The sequence below is a fragment of the Salmonella sp. FC25216 genome (genome assembly GCF_057751355.1).
Window position 1 is genome coordinate 117,532 of record NZ_JBDGON010000002.1, and the last position, 21,758, is coordinate 139,289.

Annotated in this window: 22 protein-coding genes and 2 pseudogenes; 11 read left to right on the top strand and 13 right to left on the bottom strand. The window is 45.0% G+C overall.

What is annotated here, in order from left to right:
• The first annotated feature begins 33 nt into the window (after positions 1–33).
• A complete protein-coding gene (locus AC3G3F_RS04040) occupies positions 34–498 on the top strand; it encodes a helix-turn-helix domain-containing protein (protein WP_053528959.1) in 465 nt (154 codons plus the stop codon).
• 479 nt (positions 499–977) lie between these two features.
• On the opposite strand, the gene AC3G3F_RS04045 is transcribed toward AC3G3F_RS04040, so the two are convergent.
• Entirely contained in the window at positions 978–1,427 is a 450-nt protein-coding gene (locus tag AC3G3F_RS04045) for a hypothetical protein (RefSeq protein WP_023245926.1), read from the bottom strand.
• A gap of 969 nt (positions 1,428–2,396) precedes the next feature.
• Between AC3G3F_RS04045 and AC3G3F_RS04050 the strand changes: the two genes are divergently transcribed.
• From AC3G3F_RS04050 to AC3G3F_RS04080, 7 genes and pseudogenes are all read left to right on the top strand, one after another.
• Positions 2,397–2,603: a phage holin gene (locus AC3G3F_RS04050; protein ID WP_053507936.1), complete on the top strand. Its 207-nt coding sequence runs from the start codon at positions 2,397–2,399 to the stop codon at positions 2,601–2,603.
• Positions 2,584–2,934 (top strand): annotated as a pseudogene (locus AC3G3F_RS04055) (lysozyme); the annotation flags it as partial. The gene AC3G3F_RS04050 and the pseudogene AC3G3F_RS04055, both read left to right, overlap by 20 nt.
• A 49-nt stretch (positions 2,935–2,983) precedes the next feature.
• The gene (locus AC3G3F_RS04060; RefSeq protein ID WP_371113465.1) at positions 2,984–3,205 is read left to right on the top strand and encodes a DUF6979 family protein; all 222 of its coding nucleotides are present in this window, start codon (positions 2,984–2,986) and stop codon (positions 3,203–3,205) included.
• A gap of 814 nt (positions 3,206–4,019) precedes the next feature.
• Positions 4,020–4,439, top strand: coding sequence for a subtilase family AB5 toxin binding subunit (locus AC3G3F_RS04065; RefSeq protein WP_023245929.1), 420 nt, complete (start codon positions 4,020–4,022; stop codon positions 4,437–4,439).
• A gap of 117 nt (positions 4,440–4,556) precedes the next feature.
• Positions 4,557–5,015: a subtilase cytotoxin subunit B gene (locus tag AC3G3F_RS04070; RefSeq protein WP_220652646.1), complete on the top strand. Its 459-nt coding sequence runs from the start codon at positions 4,557–4,559 to the stop codon at positions 5,013–5,015.
• Positions 5,012–5,743 (top strand): pertussis-like toxin subunit ArtA, encoded by a 732-nt coding sequence (gene artA, locus AC3G3F_RS04075; RefSeq protein WP_488394491.1) that lies wholly within the window; start codon positions 5,012–5,014, stop codon positions 5,741–5,743. The genes AC3G3F_RS04070 and artA overlap by 4 nt, the downstream gene beginning before the upstream one ends.
• 196 nt (positions 5,744–5,939) lie before the next feature.
• A complete protein-coding gene (locus AC3G3F_RS04080) occupies positions 5,940–6,482 on the top strand; it encodes a glycoside hydrolase family 108 protein (protein ID WP_053507860.1) in 543 nt (180 codons plus the stop codon).
• A gap of 177 nt (positions 6,483–6,659) precedes the next feature.
• Here the strand turns inward: AC3G3F_RS04080 and AC3G3F_RS04085 are convergent, their stop codons facing one another.
• The 9 genes and pseudogenes from AC3G3F_RS04085 to AC3G3F_RS04125 all read right to left on the bottom strand — a co-directional run bounded on the left by AC3G3F_RS04085 (position 6,660) and on the right by AC3G3F_RS04125 (position 15,982).
• Positions 6,660–7,037 (bottom strand): DUF1353 domain-containing protein, encoded by a 378-nt coding sequence (locus AC3G3F_RS04085; protein ID WP_053507861.1) that lies wholly within the window; start codon positions 7,035–7,037, stop codon positions 6,660–6,662.
• A 158-nt stretch (positions 7,038–7,195) separates the two neighbouring features.
• On the bottom strand, positions 7,196–8,008 hold the full coding sequence (cdtB, locus tag AC3G3F_RS04090; protein WP_053529091.1) for a cytolethal distending toxin subunit B family protein: 813 nt from the start codon (positions 8,006–8,008) through the stop codon (positions 7,196–7,198).
• A gap of 716 nt (positions 8,009–8,724) precedes the next feature.
• Positions 8,725–8,859 (bottom strand): annotated as a pseudogene (locus tag AC3G3F_RS04095) (DinI-like family protein); the annotation flags it as partial.
• A gap of 516 nt (positions 8,860–9,375) precedes the next feature.
• Positions 9,376–10,182: a transcriptional regulator gene (locus tag AC3G3F_RS04100; protein ID WP_070789210.1), complete on the bottom strand. Its 807-nt coding sequence runs from the start codon at positions 10,180–10,182 to the stop codon at positions 9,376–9,378.
• On the bottom strand, positions 10,169–10,678 hold the full coding sequence (locus AC3G3F_RS04105; RefSeq protein ID WP_023247746.1) for a CaiF/GrlA family transcriptional regulator: 510 nt from the start codon (positions 10,676–10,678) through the stop codon (positions 10,169–10,171). Before AC3G3F_RS04105 ends, AC3G3F_RS04100 begins: the two co-directional genes overlap by 14 nt.
• Before the next feature lie 126 nt (positions 10,679–10,804).
• A complete protein-coding gene (locus AC3G3F_RS04110; RefSeq protein WP_488394494.1) occupies positions 10,805–11,995 on the bottom strand; it encodes a fimbrial protein in 1,191 nt (396 codons plus the stop codon).
• Entirely contained in the window at positions 11,988–12,740 is a 753-nt protein-coding gene (locus AC3G3F_RS04115; protein WP_024149646.1) for a fimbria/pilus periplasmic chaperone, read from the bottom strand. Before AC3G3F_RS04115 ends, AC3G3F_RS04110 begins: the two co-directional genes overlap by 8 nt.
• Before the next feature lie 60 nt (positions 12,741–12,800).
• Positions 12,801–15,284 carry a fimbrial outer membrane usher protein StdB gene (gene stdB / locus AC3G3F_RS04120; RefSeq protein WP_488394496.1) on the bottom strand — a complete coding sequence of 828 codons (2,484 nt, stop codon included), beginning with the start codon at positions 15,282–15,284 and terminating at the stop codon, positions 12,801–12,803.
• A 188-nt stretch (positions 15,285–15,472) separates the two neighbouring features.
• Positions 15,473–15,982 carry a fimbrial protein gene (locus AC3G3F_RS04125; protein ID WP_232471740.1) on the bottom strand — a complete coding sequence of 170 codons (510 nt, stop codon included), beginning with the start codon at positions 15,980–15,982 and terminating at the stop codon, positions 15,473–15,475.
• Here AC3G3F_RS04125 and AC3G3F_RS04130 point away from each other — a divergent pair.
• Together AC3G3F_RS04130 and AC3G3F_RS04135 are read left to right on the top strand one after the other, a co-directional pair.
• Positions 15,960–16,292, top strand: a complete 333-nt coding sequence (locus AC3G3F_RS04130) for a hypothetical protein (RefSeq protein WP_226311980.1) — start codon at positions 15,960–15,962, stop codon at positions 16,290–16,292. The genes AC3G3F_RS04125 and AC3G3F_RS04130 overlap by 23 nt on opposite strands.
• Before the next feature lie 777 nt (positions 16,293–17,069).
• Complete coding sequence (locus tag AC3G3F_RS04135) at positions 17,070–17,813, top strand: CZB domain-containing protein (RefSeq protein WP_053528964.1); 744 nt, start codon at positions 17,070–17,072, stop codon at positions 17,811–17,813.
• Positions 17,814–17,960: 147 nt separating this feature from the next.
• On the opposite strand, the gene AC3G3F_RS04140 is transcribed toward AC3G3F_RS04135, so the two are convergent.
• From AC3G3F_RS04140 to AC3G3F_RS04150, 3 genes are all read right to left on the bottom strand, one after another.
• Positions 17,961–18,959: a hypothetical protein gene (locus AC3G3F_RS04140; RefSeq protein WP_079836761.1), complete on the bottom strand. Its 999-nt coding sequence runs from the start codon at positions 18,957–18,959 to the stop codon at positions 17,961–17,963.
• 116 nt (positions 18,960–19,075) lie between these two features.
• A complete protein-coding gene (locus tag AC3G3F_RS04145) occupies positions 19,076–19,576 on the bottom strand; it encodes a hypothetical protein (RefSeq protein WP_488394499.1) in 501 nt (166 codons plus the stop codon).
• Between the two features lie 325 nt (positions 19,577–19,901).
• Complete coding sequence (locus tag AC3G3F_RS04150; protein ID WP_070801324.1) at positions 19,902–20,297, bottom strand: DUF1398 domain-containing protein; 396 nt, start codon at positions 20,295–20,297, stop codon at positions 19,902–19,904.
• 691 nt (positions 20,298–20,988) lie between these two features.
• Here AC3G3F_RS04150 and sopE2 point away from each other — a divergent pair.
• Positions 20,989–21,711 (top strand): type III secretion system guanine nucleotide exchange factor SopE2, encoded by a 723-nt coding sequence (gene sopE2 / locus AC3G3F_RS04155; RefSeq protein WP_070801323.1) that lies wholly within the window; start codon positions 20,989–20,991, stop codon positions 21,709–21,711.
• Positions 21,712–21,758: the final 47 nt, after the last annotated feature.

The window sequence follows — 21,758 nt, forward strand, 5'->3', positions numbered from 1 at the left end:
ACCGTGATTATTTATTTCAGAGGGTATGCCATTATGGAAAGCAGAGTGAAACAACTAAGACTGGAAAGAGCCTGGTCTCAAGAAAGACTGGCTGAGTTATCATCGCTCAGCACAAGGACTATTCAGCGAATAGAAAATAATGAAGTGCCAAGTTTAGAAACACTTAGCGCATTAGCTTCCGTGTTTAATGTCAGTGTATCTGAACTTACTTCTGAGCCGCTGCCGGAAAGTATAGAGTTAGATAGTCGAATCGCAGAAGCTAAAAAACGAGTAAAAGATGAAGCTAAGTTATTAAAAAGTATAATAGTAGCTATCATTGTATGTGCAATAATGTATTTTCTTAATTATATATATGCGCCGCATAGTGATTGGCCTGTTTGGGTTATGGCTATTTGGGGCGGTCTTTTGATAGTGAAAGTATTCAAACTATTTCTTTTAGATAAGTTGCTCTTTAAATGGCAAAAAAATAGATTAATGTCTCTTACCAGAAAAAATTAGCACTGGTTTATTGGAGTCTGCCTCCTGTTTGCTAATATTGTTGATAACAGACAGGCAGGGAGATTCTATTTGTGTAAACTAGCGCTAACTTCCTCTTTGTTCAAATAATGCAATGTCGCCATTTTGGTATACTGGGGTATCAGGAATAGAATTAGCGATGTTAGATTTAGACTGTCTTCTTCCGGTTAGAGCAACTAGCTGTAACGACTCGCAATAATTCCATTTTTCAGCTCGGATTAAATGCAAATGGGCTCGCAATCAGCCATACGGACTCGCAATCCATTTTGGCTGGCTCACAATAACTGTAAATGAAAAAATTTCTCATTTGTGTCTGGATGTCGGATTTCGTTCTCACTTAGCGTGAGTCCACGTCCGATTTCAGTTGCAGTTATTGTGAACCAAAATTTGCGCTGTCTGCGAGTCGTTACAAGATAGCCGCCGGGCTGGACACCATGACGGTACTAGGTAGCGTTACGCGCTTAGAAACCGAAATTTTTGAACATATCATTACTACTCATATCGTTAGCAGGCGCACGGTTCATCGACTCCATCTGCTTGATCAACCCCAGGCTGGCACCAACAGGCCCTCCGACGCTGAAACCGACGCTACTGGAGCGGGTTTTGCTGGTGCTACTGCTGTGGGTTTGGCTACGGGTGTTACAGTTGCTTTGGTGTGTCCGTGTGAGACCATTTTTGCTGAGCTGGCTATCTTCACTTTGGGTGCAGTTTCCCTGTGACTGGCTGTGACTGTCTCCTGTGGTGTGGTTGCGGCTATCCGTGTGCCACTCGCTATAGCCTCCCGCTGGCGCGATGATGCCGACCGATGTGCCGTGGGTGGCATAGGGTGGCATGGCCATGCCACTACAGCCACCGAGCAGCAACGCGGTGCCGACGATAAAAATGATCTTACCCAGAGCGGTGTTTTTCATTGTTCCTACCTATTTCTCGTTAGTTATTTCTATGCCCTGCCCTGGCAGGGCTCGTTATTATTCATTCTTCAATTGGGAGATCAAGTTATTTTAATTAAATTGGTATTATTCTTAATGGTGTTCCTTATGGAAAAGATTAATTTGCAATGCAAATAAAGTTATATCGAATTGTCCTTTCGGGGTCATGTATTCAATCCGGTGATTATCGTTTAGAATACCGATTCTTATCGCAGGATTTATGATGGCTAAAGTCGATATGAAGTACCCGTTTTGCGCGTAAACCACACCCGTTAAAAATCATGGCTCGGGGAGTCGTAAATGGTTGCTGATACGGATAATCGTGCGAGTCACGGTGCGTAACCAGCCAAAGACTCACCGGGAGACGCCCGGCACCACAACAACCAACCGCCACTGGCTCATCCTGACAGATTAGCAGCCTTCTAAACTGTAGATACGAGGTTCGACTTCATATACCCCGTTGTTGTCCCGCTGGTCACGCGGCGGCGGTGGCTCATTGTTACAGGGCAAATTTCAGGCAGAAAAAACCCGCCAAGGGAAGAGGCGGGCAGTAAATACTGAATTTGAAATAAACAAGGAGTACATCATCACTTTTAGCAGGAGAACCGCACAATTGACTGGATCGTGCAGTTTTCTAACCTTGCCTGATTCTTATGGTTAAGTTAAACAGATAAATCCTAAACTAGTAAACCATGTAAATTATCATGTTATGGTAATGATGTTGCGGTGAATCCCGTTAGCACGGGGCAAACTGATCATATACTTCTGTTAACCAATGTCGCAGCAGACACCATAGCGGGTCATGGCAGGTCAACCAAAGGCTCACCGGGTAGCGCCCGGCACTGCAATACTCACTCATTATTTAAATCAAAGGCTACTTCGGTAGCCTTTTCTTTTTCCACTCACCCGATACCCGGATAGTTAGTCTCCCGGACAGGGGAAGTTATGATAATGGACAAAATGACCACGGGAGTGTCATACGGCGTGTCTTTTGCCACAACGCTTTATTCCGTCCTCGACTCATTTACTCCTGATGAATGGGCGGCAATTGGAATTCTTAGTGGCGTTATTTTTGGTACGCTGACATTTCTAACGAATTTTTATTTTCAGTGGCGGCGGTTAAAGATTCAGGAGGGGGATGGTAGTTCTAAAGAATAAAGTAAAAGCCCTTCTGGCTGGTGGCGCGGGGGCAATAGTGATAGCGGCGGCGCTTCTTGACGATCTGGAAGGCAGGCGCCACGAACCCTATCGCGATGTGGCAGTCGTACTCACAGTCTGCGACGGGCATACGGGAAAAGACATCGTTCCAGGCAAGTACTACACCGATGCGGAATGTGATGCGCTACTGAATAAAGACCTTGCACTGGTCGCAGCCCGCATTGATCCACTGATTAAGGTCAGTATCCCCGAAAGCGAAAGGGCGGCGTTCTACTCCTTTGCATACAACGTTGGTACTGGTGCATTTGCCAAATTCTCCCTGCTGAAAAGAAAGTGAATCTTCAAGAAAGAAGGGATGCCCGAGAGCAACATTTCTCACCCTGGCTGATTGCGGCTATCTACAGGGCATAGAAGCACGGCATGAGGAGAAAAAAGGAGGAAAGCTGTACCAGAGAGCAATCCAGGTTGCTAATCTGATATTAGATTTACCTACAATCAGCAAAGCCGAGTTGGTGGACAAAACTTGCTACAAAGACAGGCAAGGATCTTATGACATTGTCATAGCACTTGCTCAAGGTAGATTACTTCAACATCCAGAGTAAGTTCCTGGCTTGTCTGGTACCTAAAGGCCTCGGATTTAGTGTGACTTTTTCTTATCCACTTCATCGCGCACTCACCACGTATTTCAACCCCGAGACCATTCACAAAAGCGACCGCTGAGAACGCCATCGCAGCATGGTGCGCTCGGGTGTGGCTGTTTTGGTGAGACAGTGCTCTCTTTTTTGAAGGTAATCACCATGCAATATCCAATCGTAATTGTTAATGGCGTAACCGGGAGTACAGGGAGAAGACAGAGAGTAAATGGTGAACATCCGGCATGGATGCCGGGTGTGGTCAGGCGCGCCCTGTCAGTGTCGTCCGGCAAATGCGACTGGCATGGGTTAGTTTTATTACCCACCCCACAGAAATGAACTGGTAACACGCCAGATCCCGCCAGAATGCAGTATTCAGTGCCTCGGCATAATGTCCGTCACAGGCACTTTTTTCGAACGCTAAAATGAAATATATAGATTTCGGTTTGTATGAGTACTTAATAATTAAAATGTTAGACGATTGTCATAAGTACTCATCATTACCAGAGGTTAATTTGTTTTATTATTATTATGAAGATAAAAGTGTTGGTGGTGATATTTTTTAATAATGGAAATAGATCTGGCTTATTATTAGCTGTTAAAGTTTCATGTGCGGATAGTATAGTATGAATGGTTATTCTTGACATGAGAAGAGAGGAGTCTGTGCTAGTGACTCTTTGTTGAAGTAAGTTATGATAGTTTTGTTTAACTCTAATAGAGCACGGTAGATACACAATGAATAAATGCAAGCTTCGTTCTGTTTATAAAGGTGTGAGGTGTTAATATGAAAAAGATTTTTTCTGTCTGTGCTTTGTTAATTACAGCATGGCCTTTGAGTTCGTGGGCTGAATGGACAGGAGATAGTTCTATAAACTATTATTCTGATGAAGTTATCTCTGATTTTCATGTCGGTCAGTTTAACCGCAGTGCATATTTTTGCATAAAAACAGTTAAAAAATCAGGAGAAGGGACACCGATTATAGCATGTGCACTTTCACATGATTCTAAATGGATACCTTCATTTAATATTATGTTAGAACAGGCAAGGAATTTTTATATTACAGGGCACTCTATAAGAGTGTATGTTCAACCAAATGTCTGGAGCAATAAATCCTTTATAGAAGCGTTATCATCCAATGCACTTGTTGGACTTTCTTCATGTAGTACATCTGAATGTTTCGGACCTGTGAAGCCGAAGATGTAAAGTGAGTTCCTGGCTATTAAGAATGCCATCATATACGAATTTAAACTGATATAATAGTTTATTCGTAATAGTAATTCCTGCTTTTAAATATTTTTGGCTAAGCTAAGAGGAAGTATTATGAAAAAAATCACCTCTGTTTGTGCGTTATTAAGCCTCATTTGTTCTTTCAACGCCAGCGCTGAGTGGACGGGAGATTACGAAAATATTGGTTATTTTTCACACGAAGTTATCAGTGAGTTCCATGTTGGCCAGATCGATGGGGGCGCTTATTTTTGCATAAAAGCGGTTAAAGCCGATGGTAGTCGTAGTACTCCTCTTATTGCATGCTCAGTATCAAATGAGAGTGTATGGGCTCCTTCTTTTAAAGTACTCCTAGAACAAGCAAGGTATTTTTACGTCACCGAACAATCTGTAAGGATTTATTATGATCATAATGTCTGGACAAATCAACCCTTTGTAAATACATTTTCAACAAATGCCCTCGTGGGATTATCGTCATGCAGCGCAGCAACCGACTGCTTTGGCCCTGGTAAGCCTAAGAGTAAGAGTAAGAGTAAGAGGGATGTGGAACAATGAAAAAGTTAATATTACTGACCTTAATAATAGCCAGTTTTGATATCTATGCGATAGATTTTGTTTATCGTGTAGATCCAAATCCACCGGATGTTATTTTTCGTGATGGGTTCTCTCTACTTGGATATAATCGGGACCTACAGCAATTGATCAGTGGAAGATCGTGTGCTGGTGGAAGTAGTGACAGTCGTTATATTGTAACGACATCAGATATTAATAAAACATACGCTATAGCCAGAGCGTACTATTCTCATTCAAAATTCAAGGGTAATCTGTACAGATATAAAATTCGCGCAGACAATAATTTCTACAGTTTGACTCCATCCGTCAACTACCTGGAATCGCAAGGCGGTCACTTTAATGCTTATGAAAAAAGCATGATACGATTACAAAGTGAGTATGTTTCCACATTGTCTATTTTGCCGGAAAATATTCAAAAGGCTGTGGCGCTCGTTTATGATAGTTCAACAGGTCAGATAAAGGATGGTACAAGTACAATAAATACCGATTATGTAAGTATAAGCAGTGTGTCGAATCCAGGAGTGATACCTTTTCTCCCCGAGCCGCAGGCTAATACACAGCAACGGATTGATGCATTTGGCTCGTTAATAAGTTCATGCTTTTCAATTTATAGCGTGTGTCAGACACATAGAGGTCAAAAAACTGAAATGTACAAAATGCCATTTTATGATGCAAGGCCAGTAATACAATTTATCATTTCAGGTAATTGAGGGTTAAAGTATGCTGCAAATTAAATTGAACAGACCACTGTCAGTAGTCTGTTCAATGCTGTTAATAGTTCCTGATTTCTGAACAGATTTATTATTAAAGATTAATGTTCATATGATAATGATGACACTATTCCTGCTGGTATTATAAAACATGGAAATCGGGTGATGTACTTTATTAATATTGAGAAGAGCTATCATGACTAAAGATGAAGTCTTTGCGTCTATCCTCGATAGAGAGGGCGGTTACGTTAATCATCCTGACGACAGAGGCGGTCCAACTAACTGGGGGATCACCCTGATGAGGGCGCGAGCTAATGGCTACATGGGCGATATGCGAAATCTTACTCGTGATCAAGCGTTAAAAATTCTTGAGGCTGATTACTGGTACGGTCCGCGGTTCGATCAAGTCGCCATGATATCTCACTCTGTCGCTGCTGAGCTTTGTGATACGGGTGTGAATATGGGGCCATTAATCCCGATTAAGTGGTTCCAGCGTTGGCTGAATGTCTTTAATAATCAACAAAGATTTTATCCGGATTTGATAGTGGATAGTCAGATTGGTTCGCGTACCCTATCGGCGTTGAGATTTTTCCTCTCTATCCGGGGAAGTGAAGGTGAAATGATACTTATTCTTGCGCTAAATTGTAGTCAGGGGCAACGCTATCTGGAACTGGCTGAACAGCGTCAGGCTAATGAATCATTTATTTACGGATGGATGAAAGAACGTGTTAAACTGTAGTTTTCATTAATCTGCAATATGGCTATTTGCGATGGATGCATCAATACGATTTGTGTCACTGTCGATGGAACAGTAAAGCCGTTAAGAATCATAATTGCTATTTTAAAGCATGGAGGCTTTCCATGCTTTTTTAATAACCCATCCATTTTGTTAATTTTGAAAGTCAGCCTGAGAAAGTTAATCAGACTGTGAAGTATGAGAGTCATAATATTTCCATCCAAACATCCTTACAGCAAGATACATTAATGTTCGTTTCCATTTTGGCACACCGAGTACTGTCATTCCATCCAGAAATATTAAATCGGATTCTTTTCTGTCGCGTAGTGAATAGTGGTACAGGTAGTCGTGAATGATTGCTGCTTTGGCATATTCTCCATCCGGTGGTAACAGTGACCAGAAAATACGCGGAACAGTGGCTAGATCGGTAATAAAACCGACTGGCACTTCAATTACATCATTTTTATCTTCACTGAGATAAAATCGGAATGGTTCGTAAACCCGCCATCTATAATGACCTAACATTTCCATTATTGCTGGAGTAGTAAAACAACTCATAATTTTACCTGTTATTAATCCCATGTACTGTATTATCAGGGAATACATATCGCAAAACTCTATACTGGGGAGAATTGACTATTCCTGCTGTTTACTATCTGCTAATAGATATCATGCTTAATAATATGAAAAATACATCGTTTTTGTGGATGAGTCTCTTATCCACAATGCTGTGCTTCAAACGCCACAGGATAATGATCAGAAGCGAGTTGAGGATTACGTAATGCTTCAACCCTTTGTGAATAAGGTGCTCGATCGACAATGACCCCATAATCTAAAATATTACCGCCAATTTGCGTGGGTTCTGTAGGTGCAATTATGGTTACAAGTCGTTCCAGATGCTCAGTCATCAGGTCACTTTCAAGTCTGTCTGGGGCGCGATTAAAATCTCCGCCAAGCAACCAGGATAAATGCCGCATCTGAGGTGTTCTAAAAAAATTATAGGTAACCCTGACAATAGCTGCAGCATCCGGACCTCCACTAGCCAGTGCGTGCGTCGTCAGAAAAACATCATTACCCAGTCCGATGCCAATGATGGGGCGAGATGCGACAGTTGTCGGACGCAAGACATAAACATTATCCGCTCTTCGTCTGGTAACTATTGCCAGATTCACACGGCGTGCTCCAACATCAATAGGCGAGTAGTAAATATATCTTATATCCTGACGTCTGGTGGTTCCGAGATTCCAGGTGTACTCATCAATGGGAATACCCACTCCAAAAGGCTGAATATGTCGTCCGGTACGAACCGCTGAGGTGGGAATAGCACCGGCCTCCTGGACCATAAGGATATCCACACCGGCAGTACCACTTAAAAGCTGTCTGACATTGATATTCCATTTACTTTCTGTAGATGCTGAAGATCCCTGAAGATTCCAGGTCATAACTCTGTAGTCGCTGATATTCGCGTAGGCAAAAGAAATATAGCTGCAGATAAGCATTATCAGAAGGTGAAAAAAATTCTTTTTCATCATCTACTCCCCTGTTGATTCGCTGAATTATTGACTGTTTGTTTAAATTGAATGAGATAAAAATGCGTAGATCTTGATTGTTTCATTAGTATTCGCCAGTATCATATTCGTTTTTAGAGATGTTATTCTTTACCAGGATGATAATTATATCCATAATATTATCCGTTCACAGTATTGCTGTTGATTGTATCCTGGCAATGTATGCTTCATGTTCCATACATTGCATAGGGTAGTATTCAAAGTACATCATGAAACGTAAATAAAACCGAAATAGATGTCTGATATAGAAGTAAATTTATATTTATTTAACGAAGTCAATCCTTTGTTACGGTGAGTAGAGTCAGACGATTATATGAATAAAGTGCATGAAATTTAAACTTCATGCTGCTGAATTTTTCATAATTGTATCTTGATGATTTAGTTGCATAGAGAGAAGTGCCATCCGTTCCGGTTATTCGGCCTGGATGTAGATTGGTGACGCTCAGTTTTCATTATCAGAAGACAGTGCTGATTAACGTGACGTGGGATTATCGTTCATTATGATAATGTCCATATGAGTATGTGAGTTTGATAGTGCTCTGGAGGAAGAAGCTGAATACCACAGCTCATACTATGTGGGGCGTGAGCGGTAGATTGATACTTGTTCTACTGAACAATCGCCAGTTACCGTGGCTGTTACTAGTACAATACGAAAGTACAAGAGAATCCGAAACCCGCTACTTATTTGTTACTTCAAACATTTCCTCCAGCATACGGTTTAGTTTTTCACGATCGCTTTTGCTGGCGTCGCTATTCAAGCCATTCGTCTACATGGGCTTAACCTTCACTTTAGCATCGGGAAATATCTGGTGCTGGGGGTTCCCCAGAGGAGGAGGGAGATGTATTTGGTCGTGCGGATTTTGGGGCGGGAAAATGACAAACAAAACGGTCAGAAATACGTCCCAATTAAAACGTAAAGAATGATAACTAATTGAATTTATGAGAACGTAACATAACGTATTTTAGTCGTTAAAAATACTCAATTATTATGTAGTGGTCTGAATTTAAATGGGAATTTTAATGTTGACTTATTGTAGAAATCATATTTGGTCTCTTTTTATTTGTCTTTGAAATCGAAGGCGTGTTTGCCGTTACTCGACACATCCCTGTTCGGCTTTTTTCCTTATACCACGACAAAATTCTATTTAACATTTTTAAATTAAAAAAGCAGGGCATTAATAGATTATCTCAGTGGCCATTCTCGAACCCGACTCGGTTGCGGGAGCCGGGGATACGGCTATGCGCGGCCGAACAGATTGCCTGAGGCGTTGCGTGAATGGATTATTTATCATTTCATGAGCCGAGCAATACTCCGTCTGGCGCCATCATCAGAATGAGTGTGGTGCGAAATCATTCTGCTGGTCAGGGAATACGGTTTCTGCCGGAGCCATAAAAACTGTTTTTTGCATATTCATACAGAACCGGGTGCCGTACAACAGTTCACGTAACCGATTTCTCATGCCTAATTTCACCAGTAACCGATACTTGTCTTGCCAGATTTGTCTTTCTCTTGCATTCAGCCGTCCACAGAGCGCTGACAGCCTTCCCCGGCCACGATAAACCTCCTCAAGCAGACGCTGCTGGGCCGGACTCACTCCACATGCCAGAATTTCCCTGTGCATCAGCAGTGACATGTAGGTCATCAGCCGCTTTGGGCTGTTGAATATCTGGGGGACTTCCAGAAAACCTGTCACCAGGGTCGGATATAACAGAAAATCGTCCAGCTTTTTCGTCACTTGACAACGCGTTCCGCCATACCATTGCTCTTCTTGTTTAACCCGTATAAGCATCTCCGTTAGTTCCTGCTGCTGAATTGCCGGGATATCCCCATATACCTTTAGTACCAACTGGTCACTAAAAAACAGTTCATCACTGATGACCAGGACCGGGTGATCCAGGATCGCTTGTTTCAGAGCGTAAAACAAAAAAAGATGTTCACGAGGGCGCAGACACAATACTAAGGTTGCTTCCGGTTTCCGGTGCAGTTGCTGCAACAGAACTGGCAGCGTGTACGTAATTACATACTCACACGTAGATAGTACTGACCTGACCAGATGCGCCACGGCGGTTGTTACCGGCCAGCAGTCACCATGCACGATGATCTGCCGAACCGGCATCCGGTTATTTCCTGTCATCTTCATCTTTCTCCTTTTTCAGGATTTTCCCCGCATTTCTGTTACTGCACAGCTGGTTCCACAACACATTCGCCATCGTCTTGTCGGCATTCCCGACCCTGCGCCGGGATACCGGTGGCGTTACGAGCCGTTCACGGCGAGCTGGATTGGGATTGTTAAGAACACGAATAATATAAATCTCATAGCGTAGCGCTTTATTAGGCAGAGTCTGATGGCGGCAGACACAGACTACCCGCGAAGCTTTACTTCGCAGATAGGCAATCAGGTAACTGGCCCGTCTGGCAGTAATATGAAACGCCTCTGATATCTGGTTGCGTTGGACCCAGTCCTGCTGCTGTTGGCACCAGTGCGCGACGATGATATATAAGGGCTCGCTGGCATACTGGCGGACGCTCTCTGGAATAAAGCAAGCGTCATGGTTTGACTGACCGGGATAATGCATATCGTTACCGGGCGTCAGGTACCGCTTTTTTGCGTGTGTGTTATCAGGGCACATAAAAACCTCGTCATCATAATTAACGAAAAAAGAAAGGCCTGAGGTATCATTAAATATTATTAATATGTTTATTATTTTTATGACGGTGTTCAGTCGATGGATTATTATGCTCTCCACCGGAAATAATCAGTAATATTCCACCTTAACGAGAACCTGTGCGTTGTATTTTCCGGTTAATGCCGGTTCTCCTGTGGCGGACAGTTTGACGTTATATATTTTTTTAGCATTAAAATTTCCATTACTGAATTCACCTAGTTTATTGCCAGGTAGTGACTGGGCATCAGGTGAAATGATTTCACCAAACTTAACCGGGTGATTATCCGGGTCAGTTATTGTCAGTTTCAGGCCATTTTTTGTTAGTGTGTCTTGCTTATACAGAAGAATGGAATTCCCTGAAATATATCCTCCACCCTGCAGTGTAAAAGAGACCTTTAAAGGGAGGTCCAGATAATATGTCTGTGCCCCTGTCAGTTGGGGGGTATAGCCGCCAAGGAGATTTCCGAACTGCCCGCTGTTACAGTTTGGGTTTACATCTGCAGTGACAGTAAAGTTATCTCTCCGGGAAAAAGAACTGTCCACATCTGTTGTCATTACCGGTCCAAAGTTAATGTTATTTTTATCCAGTTGGAACCTCACAAAACATGTCGGGACATACTGTAATCTTATTGCCGGAGAAATCAGTAATGGACCACTGCCATAATTATAATAAGGTTTCAGTCTGAAAGCAGACAGCGATGGTATCGCATAAAACCCGGGGCGGGTACTTTGTGATGGATTTCTTGACAGGGTTGCATTGATGGTCATCGTTCTCTCACCGGTACCGTCATTACCCTTATAAGAATCGCCGATCGCTACATATTCAGGGTATATCCCCCCCCCCGGGGCGGGAAAAGTCCAATGACCTACGGCCCCTCCGGAGCTATCAGTAATCGTCATTTTCAGTGTCAGCCCAAGTGATTTCAGTGAGCTAATTAAATTATGCGCATCGGCAAGAGAGACTATAGCCACTGTGTGATTGTTACTGTCCGGTACGCTACATTTATACTTAACGGTGACCGACGGGATGGGAGGAATGTCGACCATACCGGGCTGAATAGTGACAGAGGCCGGCAACTTTAGTTGTATATCTCCCTGGCTATTGTTCCAGTCTGTACATTGCGCTGTAGACGGAACAGGCTCTGCCGCGCTGGCAAATCCCGGCAACATGACAGAACAGTGCAGCGCCAGACATAAAAACCACCGTCCGGACCGGAGCAGCCGGCATAACATATTCCTGCCGCCACGTCTCCTGTTTTCTCCGTACATCACCTTATTCATTGATACGCTCCTGATAAGTACATCTTCCTGACGTGCAGATGAAGCGGTTCATCCGCAGCCCGCCATAGTCATCCACATTGCCCACCATTATCTGGCCAGTTCCGGCAGGCAGGACGGCATTCACCGGCAGCGATGAAAACGGGGCCACCATCGTGCCTTCCTTAAAGCCCGCCAGTTTCTGTTTCGGACTTTGTCCCAGCCAGACAAGCGTGATGTAATACGGCGTCGGATTTTTCAGCGTCAGCGACCCGCCGGCGGACTGTACCAGCAGCATCTTCTCCGGCGAGGCGTTCCCCTCCGCCGCCAGCGTGGCCGGGCGCAGGAACAGCTTCAACTGGCTCTGGGTGGCAAGCTGCAGGATATTTTTGTTTTTGTCCTCCGGCGCCGGTGGGATTTCCCTGACGTTAAAATAAAACAGGCTCTCCCGGTCTGCCGGCAGCGGGGCGGTGCCTGCATTCTCCACCCGCATTATCCTGACCCGGGATTTTTTTCCCGCATCGATGCGCTGCAGCGGCGGCAGCGCTATCAGTATATTTGTCGCTTTTCCCAGGCTGTCCTCCATCCATGACTGCGCCAGATAGGGGGCGTCGGGACTGTCGTTACTCAGCCCGACGGAGACGGCTTTTGCATCGCTGCTCATGATGATACGGGTGCGGTCAACATTGATGGCCGCCTGGCCAGTACCGGGCCCGGCAAGGACAAGGACCAGGCCGGCAATGAGCATCGCTGTCTGTCTGTTGTTCACCTTTTCTCTCCGTAAGAATAATGTTGTACGTCTGCTGTGTTGCACGCCTGTCGCAGGCCGTCACCGGCAGGGAAGCAGCAGGGCTCCCCGGCTGAGATTCGCGTTCTCCGGCAGGGACAGCCGGCACTGCGGCCTGCCGCCCCATGTCACGACCAGAGCATTCCGCTCTGAAGCATCAATGCCCGTCAGGTAGACCAGCCCGTTATCACCCGCCATCCCCGCCGTTTTACCGGTTTTCTCCGACACGACCTGCGCGCCGAATGGCGGACTTGTGCCGTCAGCCAGCCGGATATGCCCGAATATCTGTTCTCCCTGGCTGACGTCTATCTTCCTGTAACCGACGGCCCCTTCCGTCAGTACCTGGCTGATCACCGGGTCAGCCACATCCACGCCGTCCGGCAACGCGGACACATCCACGGAGACGTCGCCCGGGCGATAGCTGCTGCCCGCGCTCACCACGGCCACCCCGAAGTGGTTGGTCACGCCGCTGTTGCCGTTAACCGGCACTCCGGACACGTCTCCGGTATCAATCATCATCCGCGGCTCATTCCCGGCCATTGACTGGCTGAACGCAGCGCCATGTGCCGTGGCGGTCAGTGAGCCATACCAGTTCAGCCCCAGACTGCGGTACTGACCGGGCTGCAGGGTGGCATCCGCGCTGGCCTGGCCCCACGGCAGACGGCTCTGGATACTCCCGCTGAAGCTGTCACTGCTGTTGCTGTCATACCGGTTATGGCCGGCGCTGATATTCCATGAGGTATCCGGGTTATGGAAATCGCTGTAATTCACGGTCTGCAGCATACTGCCCTGGTTATCCTTCTGCAGGCTGTAACTCACCTGGCGACTGTCCCCCCAGGGGACACTGACCTGGAAATAAACCTGGTTTTGTGTCCGGTTGTACGCCGACTGGTTACGGGACAGTGACAGTGACAGGTTAATGCCGTGTACGGGCCCCATATTCATCGACTTACTGAGCGACAGGGTCCAGTTATTGTTTGAATCAGCATTCCAGTAACTGAGACGGCTCAGGGAAAGCGAGGCATTCATGTTCAGGGCTGACAGATACTGATTCCAGCTTACGGAGTAGCTCTGCTTTTCATCCTGAAGATACTCCCCGTCATACACGGAACGCGCCAGATACTCCTGCAGGGACAGAAAATGCCGGTCAGAGAAACGGTATCCGACGAACGCCAGCGTGCTGCCGGTACTGTTAAACGTTTTGGTGTAGTTAACCCGGTAGCTGTAACCGGACTGGATCTGCCCGTGCGGGAGCTGTGCATCCGAGCGGGTGACATCCACCGATACCGCGCCGTAGAGCCCCATGTTCTGCGCCGCACCCAGGGCGACGGACTGGTAATCGCCGGTGGAGGCAATCACGCCGCCGTACAGCGAGGTGTTATTAAATGCTCCCCAGGTGGCCTCGCCGAGCAGAAAGTCGGGACTGACCGTGCTGTTGTTATGCGTCCCGCCGTACAGCGGACGTCCGGCGGCCACCTTGTAGCGAACCTGCCCCTGACGGGCCATAAAAGGCACGCTGGCCGTGTTGACCTGCCAGGCCCGGACGCTGCCGTCGCTTTCGCGCACCGTTACGTCAAGATTGCCGCTGATGTTCTGGCTCAGGTCCGGCAGTACGAACGGTCCGGGAGACACCCGGGTCTGGTACAGCATGCGGCCGTTCTGGCTGACGGTCACCTGCGCGTTACTGTTCGCAATGCCGCTGATTTGCGGGGCATATCCCTGCAGGGAGGACGGCAGCATGCGCTCATCGCTGGCCAGGGTGAGTCCGGCAAAGCGGAAGGAGTCAAAAATGGCGGAGCTGAGATACGTCTGTCCCAGCGTCAGTTTCGAGCGCAGTGAGGGCAGCGCCCGGAACAGATACGTCTGCGGCAGGTAAAAATCAGACTGCACGCTGCCGTTTCCGCTGTCATAGCGGTTGTACTGGTAATCGCTGCGCAGGCGCCAGGCGCCGAGGTTAAACCCGGCGGTGCCGTACAGACTGTAACTGGTGGAGGTCTCACCCTGATGCGGCATGTACCGGTTGGCCATCAGGTTATAGTCCAGCAGGGCCGCCGTGACGCCCTCGCTCCAGCGGGCCGGGGGCACCCAGTCCGGGTCCTGGTATTCCATCCACGCCTGGGGCAGGGTGACGGACAGGGACTGGTTGTCCGGTGAATACTGTACCCTGCTGTCCGCTGTGCTCAGGTTAAGGCACTGACCGTCCGTCCCTTCCACCGGGATAAGCTGACGGCGGTTCTCCTCTTTCAGCCCGAGCATGTCTGTCAGTGCCGGGGTGATGCAGAAGCGTGAGCGCCCGTCGCCGGTCTCCACCACACTGACGTTGTACTGGCTGCGGATGAGTCTGTCGTTCAGGTAAATATCAAGCAGGTAATCTCCCGGTGCAACGTAGCCATCCCGGCTGAAGGCGGATAAATCCACGCTGCTGTGGTCACTGTTTTTAAGAAAACCGGCGCTGAACTGTGTCGCCCCTGCCGGTAACGTCAGTATATTCAGGGTAATCAGCAGTGCCGGCCGGGTTATTTTCATGGTATGTGTCGCTGTCCGTGTTACCTGAATAAATTAAAATCCGTTGCTGCTGATATAAACCGCTCCGTGAAATATCAGCCCGCCACTGAAGAAAGAAAATAAACAGTTCCGGTGCCCGGACATGCCGGATAAATAAACAGCGAAACTGTTTATTACTGTCTGAAATAAATACCGGCCTGCGGACCGTATCAGAAATATTTCAGTTTATAGGTGACTGTGGCGCTGACAGCGCCCTGGGAGGCTGCTCCGCCAACGGTTATCATACGGGCAAAGAAATTCAGCTTATTGGTTGCCGAAGAGGTATCCAGTGTAATATCACCTGTTGTAGGTGTCGTCTTGCTCAGGTCCACAGGATTAACGCCATCACCTTTCAGGAGCTGAATAGCTACATTAGCGGCAGGGGAGTTTGCGGTATTTGCTATTTCTCCTTTAGTCAAATCGCCGCCCGGTGGGGGCATAACACCAGGGAATGTTACGGCCACTTTTGAATAGTTACCTGTCGTGCCATCTGTCGGTGGCGTGTCAGGGGCTGCCTCAAATGAACATCCGGTCAGACTTATGGTAACAGGAACCGAACTGGAGTACTTGTCTGCTGCTGATAGTGATTTCATACTGACCTGACCCAGGTCCACTTTGATGTTCTGGCTGTCCGGCACAATGCTGCACGGCGCATCAATGACTGAGCCACTGAAGGTCATTGTCCCTCCGCCAGCGTCAGTGGTGGCAATAGCACCAGCAGCAAAAGCCGAAGTGGCGCACATCATACCGGCAGCCGTCATGGCAAGTATTATTTTATTACACATAGATAATATGTCCTTTGAGCAAATGAGAATTATTGAGCACAGGCTGAAAACAGGTCTGAAAATATTAATGAGAAGCGTTCAGGTAAAGCAGGTATTAATAATAGATGCCAGGAGACAACCAACATGTCTGAACCGATCTCAGGATGCTGCTATTTCAGCTAATGCCTGGATAGTTATAAGAAAAGTCTCATTTAAATTAAAATAATAAAAATAGATCGATACGATCGATGTTTATGATCGTGATTTAAGAATAATCATCAGGGAAACACTTTTTAAAAGAATTATTAGCATGGGGAATGCCTTGCCTGTAGATATTCACTGTGGTTATGAAATATTTTGTAATATTATAGATGAAATGTATCTTTTGTTTTGTGGGGGAACTAAATATCATGAATGATAATTTCAAAAATGCGTTCAAATAGTCGCGATTAACAGGATTAAATCCTGTTGTAGCGGCAAGTATCAGATCATTAACTCCAATGCGTTAAGTTTATGAATATTTATAAACTGTCCTGGTGTAAATTCGATAAAGATTAATCGGCAAAGCGACATATTTCTTTAATTGTGATGCCTGTCACGATATGCCGCTATTTTCCTCGCTGCACTCAACGCAGTATGAAACTACAACAGCTAACATTGTGTAGTTGTCAGGAGGTCAGAAGACTGGAACGTTACCCTTTGTTTATCCGACCTCTTTTTATCCATCCTGAATAATCGGGTACCTAAATGTGATGGCATTGGCAGGTATAAGGTCTGATGCTTTGTCGTCTGGTGAGGTTAATGCTCGCTATAATCGAATTTATCGATCGTTATGATCGATAAATTCGCTTTAAAGTTATAACCTGCTGTCTCTAATCTGTATCTGTCGTACGAACGTGAGCTTTTTCATAGAGGAAATTGCAGAATCCCGAACTGATGTTTCTCATCAGTAAGCGATATGTGGATTATCCCATGATGACACCGCTGTAGTGGAGTAGTGGAAATGCCCGATACTATAAAAAGAATGCAGTACATTTACCGTCTTCAGCAGAGTAAGTTAACCAGTCTTAGCTACCTGACCGATGGACTTGGCAGCGTTCGTGAAAATCTGGAGCACTTATGCTCAGCTCATCGGCTATTGGCCGGAGAGCTACAGGACAGCGCCAACCGGAGTAGGTTGGTTATCAGGCGTCTTGAGCACTGGAATGCTAAAGAAACAAAATATGCCGACTCTGAAAGGACTCCTCTGTCCCCAGTGAGAAGAAAATCGTTATTGCAGCAGTTGAGAGAATTTCATACCACTGCCTCTTCAGTTGCCGAAAGGATTCATACATTTTCGGTTGAGCAGCGTTATGCTGCTGAATTACTCGACTTGTCGGTTATCACAATAAAGCATTTCTTATGGCGCGAGCGAGTATTTATGGCGATTATTCTTGGCGGAGATGATAACGCGTCGCTGAAATTGATGAGCGCTGAAAAGTGTCATCTGGGCCTGTGGTATAATGGACGAGGTAAAAAAGCGTACTCACATTTACCGATATTCCGTTCGCTTGGGGAGATACATTCTCGCTATCATGAAATGATAAATAAAATAATTGATAAGGGGGTTGAGGGAACGGAGTTTAATCAATTGTCCAGCGACCTTGCACAACTAGAGGTACTCAGTCAGCAGCTTGTCGGCGGCATTGTCCGGATACAAAAACATATTGCGCTGTTACATAAACTGCAAACTGAACTGAGCGTATAATACGGGATACTTACAGCAGCCGGACAGACTGCCTGAAGCGTTACTTGAACATTCTTGTACGGGATTCAAGTGCGCCACAGGTTTCGGCATTATTTGTTTTTAGCTTGAGTGGTCTCAGGCATGGATAGCGTACGTTTCCATTATTCATTACTTAAAACGTAGTGGGGGTCTTGAAGGTGGCGCGCTATCACCATACGCTGCATTAAACCGTTGGGTGGCTTCTGCAAGACGCGCCGTTTCTGCGTCAGCCATACAGCGTGCTGTAAGAGTAAAGTCTTCCAGATCAGGGATTGCCCCAGCTGAGTTTTTATTCGCTTTTACCTCAGCTAACCTTTCATCCAGCGTTGTAAAATCAATATTCTGGTCTTTTGTATAAAGTAATAACTCGTATTCCCGACAGAGATCGGTGAAAGTACCTTCAACTTCCATAACTTGTAACCCATTAGTTATCTGTGATTTTTTTTGTTCGTCGCCTGATTCTTGCGAGATACTAAATTCAATTTCCGACCCTCCGATTAACGTTACTTTTGCCCCTGTCATTTCCATGGATATAGCCTTGCTAAGTGCATTATGTATATTGAGAATATTATTCTCATATAAATTTTCATATTGTCCGGTGACCGGCGAAAAGTTAATGACTGGCGCAATTGTGCAGGCTCGCATCTGTAAAAAGAAGTCCAGCGGCTGATATTGACTGCTAATGTTATACAGACCAGGCGCACTATTAAACTCCTGACCTAGCTTCATACAGATATCGCTAAACGTTCCTGGGATTTCTTCTGTATGCTCACCATCTGATATCCTTACAGAGGATTCACTAACGTGCTCATGGTTAATTTGTTCTAATGTTAAAATTCTATTGTCCTGGAGTTTAATCTCGGCAACGTTATTCCCCGTCACTATAGCTACCGCAATCCCATTATGAATATTCTCGGCATTAGCGCAATAATCATTAATTTTATCACGAACGTTGCAATAATTTTCAATTAGTCGGATAATACCATATCCAATTCCCAGAGTGAGTGCTCCAACGATTCCTTTGGCGATTTTAGTGGCAAGTTTATTTTCATAATTTCCTGCAGCTTCATGCAGTTGTGTATTTGCGGTAAACGCCCTGGCATAGGTTTTCGCTGAATTGATGTGCATCGGTACTCCCCTATTTATATATATTAACTGATTACTGTAGTTATCAGTATAAAATTACGGATTGATTATGAGTGAAAGGGAGCCTGTAAACTTTCAAATAACGCTCAGAGAGTTTTTTAGCCGTTGAACCAATCATTTTCTTCAATAGGGGGCAGGGGCTGGGGTTTCGTCGCGCCACTCAAAAATGCACATAGTTTTTCACCCGCCGTCAATGGCTCAATGGGGGTTTTCCCGAGGGCGGTCCGGGTCATGACTATGGCAGGACCAATAAGCATGGACCACACTTCGCTCGCGTCTTGCTCAAGAGATGTGATGCTAAGAAACAAAGATTTATCTGAAGGAAAGCGGTGCCGGGTATTAAAAAGTTTCAACCAGGCGCGGGATTGCCAGTCGGCCTGTGTTGATCGTGTGCCGAAGCGGAATACTATTTTTAGTACGGAGATACCCACAATGCTTAGCCCCAGTATAAAGGGACTCCCGACGTTTACGATGACGCTGACCCCGAAAAGAACGAGAGCAAATGACAGCACGTTATCCACTCTCCGGGTAAAGGTGCTGTACAGCTTTTCCAGATAGTACCGGTAAAGAATTTGATAACTGATTTCATCCTTGCTCATACATCTCCAGATGGCTTTTCGATTACGCTCCGGTACGCACCCGAAGCCTGACAGATTCGGCAATTATGCCATACTTCCCGGAGGGTATTAATTAGACAGGGTATAAATAGCATGCAAATATTTTGAGTTTTTACTCAAAATCACTTTGAAAATCATTTTGCCTGATGTAAGCCATTCAGTTGTAGAGGGGACGTATAAAAAGTTGCCGCGCAGTCTGAACTGAACAGGCGCCATCGCAGCCAGACTCTCACCGTTGTTTCTAATTGACAACCTGTATTCGCAGCACGGCAGATGTCACGACTGACTCTATTAGTACCGCTGTCGGTTAAAGCGTCGTGATCACATTTTCTATATATAATAATTTGTTGTCTTTCGACCAGTATTGTCGAGTTTTTTGGTTTAACTCAACAATCCATTTAAAAACGCCTGCTGTTGCCAGATCATTACAGTACTTTTCATAGGAGTGTCCTCCAGAAAAATGTTTAGCGGAAGTGAATTTTATTAATTCTGCATTCGTTGTTGAACTGACTTTAGTTAGCTTTCTATTGCTTTTAACCGAAATAAAGTGACCGGTATGGGTAATGATTTTAACATTACCGGTAGCAACAAAATAGATATAATAAGCAATATTATTGTGTTCCAGATCGATTAAAAATGCGTTGAAATTTGCATCCCTTCTGACGCGCTCGAAATAATTATTAAGTATAAGCTGTAATTCCATTTGTTAACCTATTGTAAGTTATAATGCTATATGTTGTGCTAGAGTATTGTTGCTTTAAAAATAACCGTACAAAGATGTTACCAAAAAGCAATAATAATCGTCTGGTATCATATAATTTACGTTATGATTGGAATAGTGTTTCAATTGTTACTGATTATTTCTTGTTGAGTGTTTTTTGGACCGCTACTAGATTAGCCCATTCATATAAATTTGTAGTTCTTCCGATCGACATGAAAATCAAAATAAATAAATTATTAAAAAAATCAGTAGGTTAGGTGTGTTTTTGATGGTGTTTTCTGTGGCCGAAAGATATGGGGGGGTAACTTTATTGGTTCTGAAAAAGTGGATAATTCACCGACAGAAAAATCGGTGGGCAGTCTATGTATAAGGTAAAACCGTAACGGTATCAGCATGAATAATAATATTCATGAATGTCTCGTGTGATGCAGAAGATGAATTGGGGTTACGTTTTCCCTGTTCAGGCTTGTCCTGGTAAAAATGAGATTGGATAAAAGCTGATCACGTTTTGCCGAAAAAACATGCTAAGTGATAGAGTGCCAAAATTCACCAGGTAAATAAAATTTATAAAAATCAACATGTAAAGAGGATTGTGTCGGAAGTGGTTATTTTTTGAAAGCAAGGAACCTAAACAAGGTGTAGCTATGCATACATATTCAAAAGGAGAACTACCGTGACTAACATAACACTATCCCCCCAGCTTTGTAGAATTCATAAAAGTGACGTTGAACCAGTAAAAGAAAAAACAACGGAGAAGAGCGCGTTTGCAAAAAGTATTACCGCTGTTAGAAATAGCTTTATCAGACTATCTACGAGTCTGTCAGAGCATTTTAGCTTGCACAAGCAAACAGAAACACCGACTGCCCATTTTCATCGTGGGAACGCTTCTGAGGGACGCTCAGTATTAACCAATAAAATTGTTAAAGATTTTATGCTGCAAAAACTCAATAGTCTGGATATCAAAGGGAATGCGAGTAAAGATCCGGCCTATGCTCGTCAGACATGCGAAGCCATATTATCATCGGTGTACAGTAATCATAAAGATCAATGTTGTAAATTACTCGTCAATAAAGGGGGCAGTATTACGCCCTTTCTGAAAGAGATAGGAGAGGCTGCGCAAAATGCGGGGCTACCTGGAGAGATAAAAAATGGCGTATTTACTCCAGCTGGGGCAGGGACGAATCCTTTTGTCGTTCCTCTCATCTCTTCAGCGAGCACTAAATATCCGCATATGTTTACAAATTATAATCAGCAGGTGTCTTTTAAAGCATATGCTGAGAAGATCATTATGAAAGAAGTTACGTCGCTGTTTAATGAGAGATCGATGCAGACGCCACAACAATTTCAGTTAACAGTGGAAAATATTGCGAATAAGTATCTTCAGAATGCCTCCTGAAGATAGCAAACATAGTGCTACTGTTAAGCATGTGAATTGATAGCAGA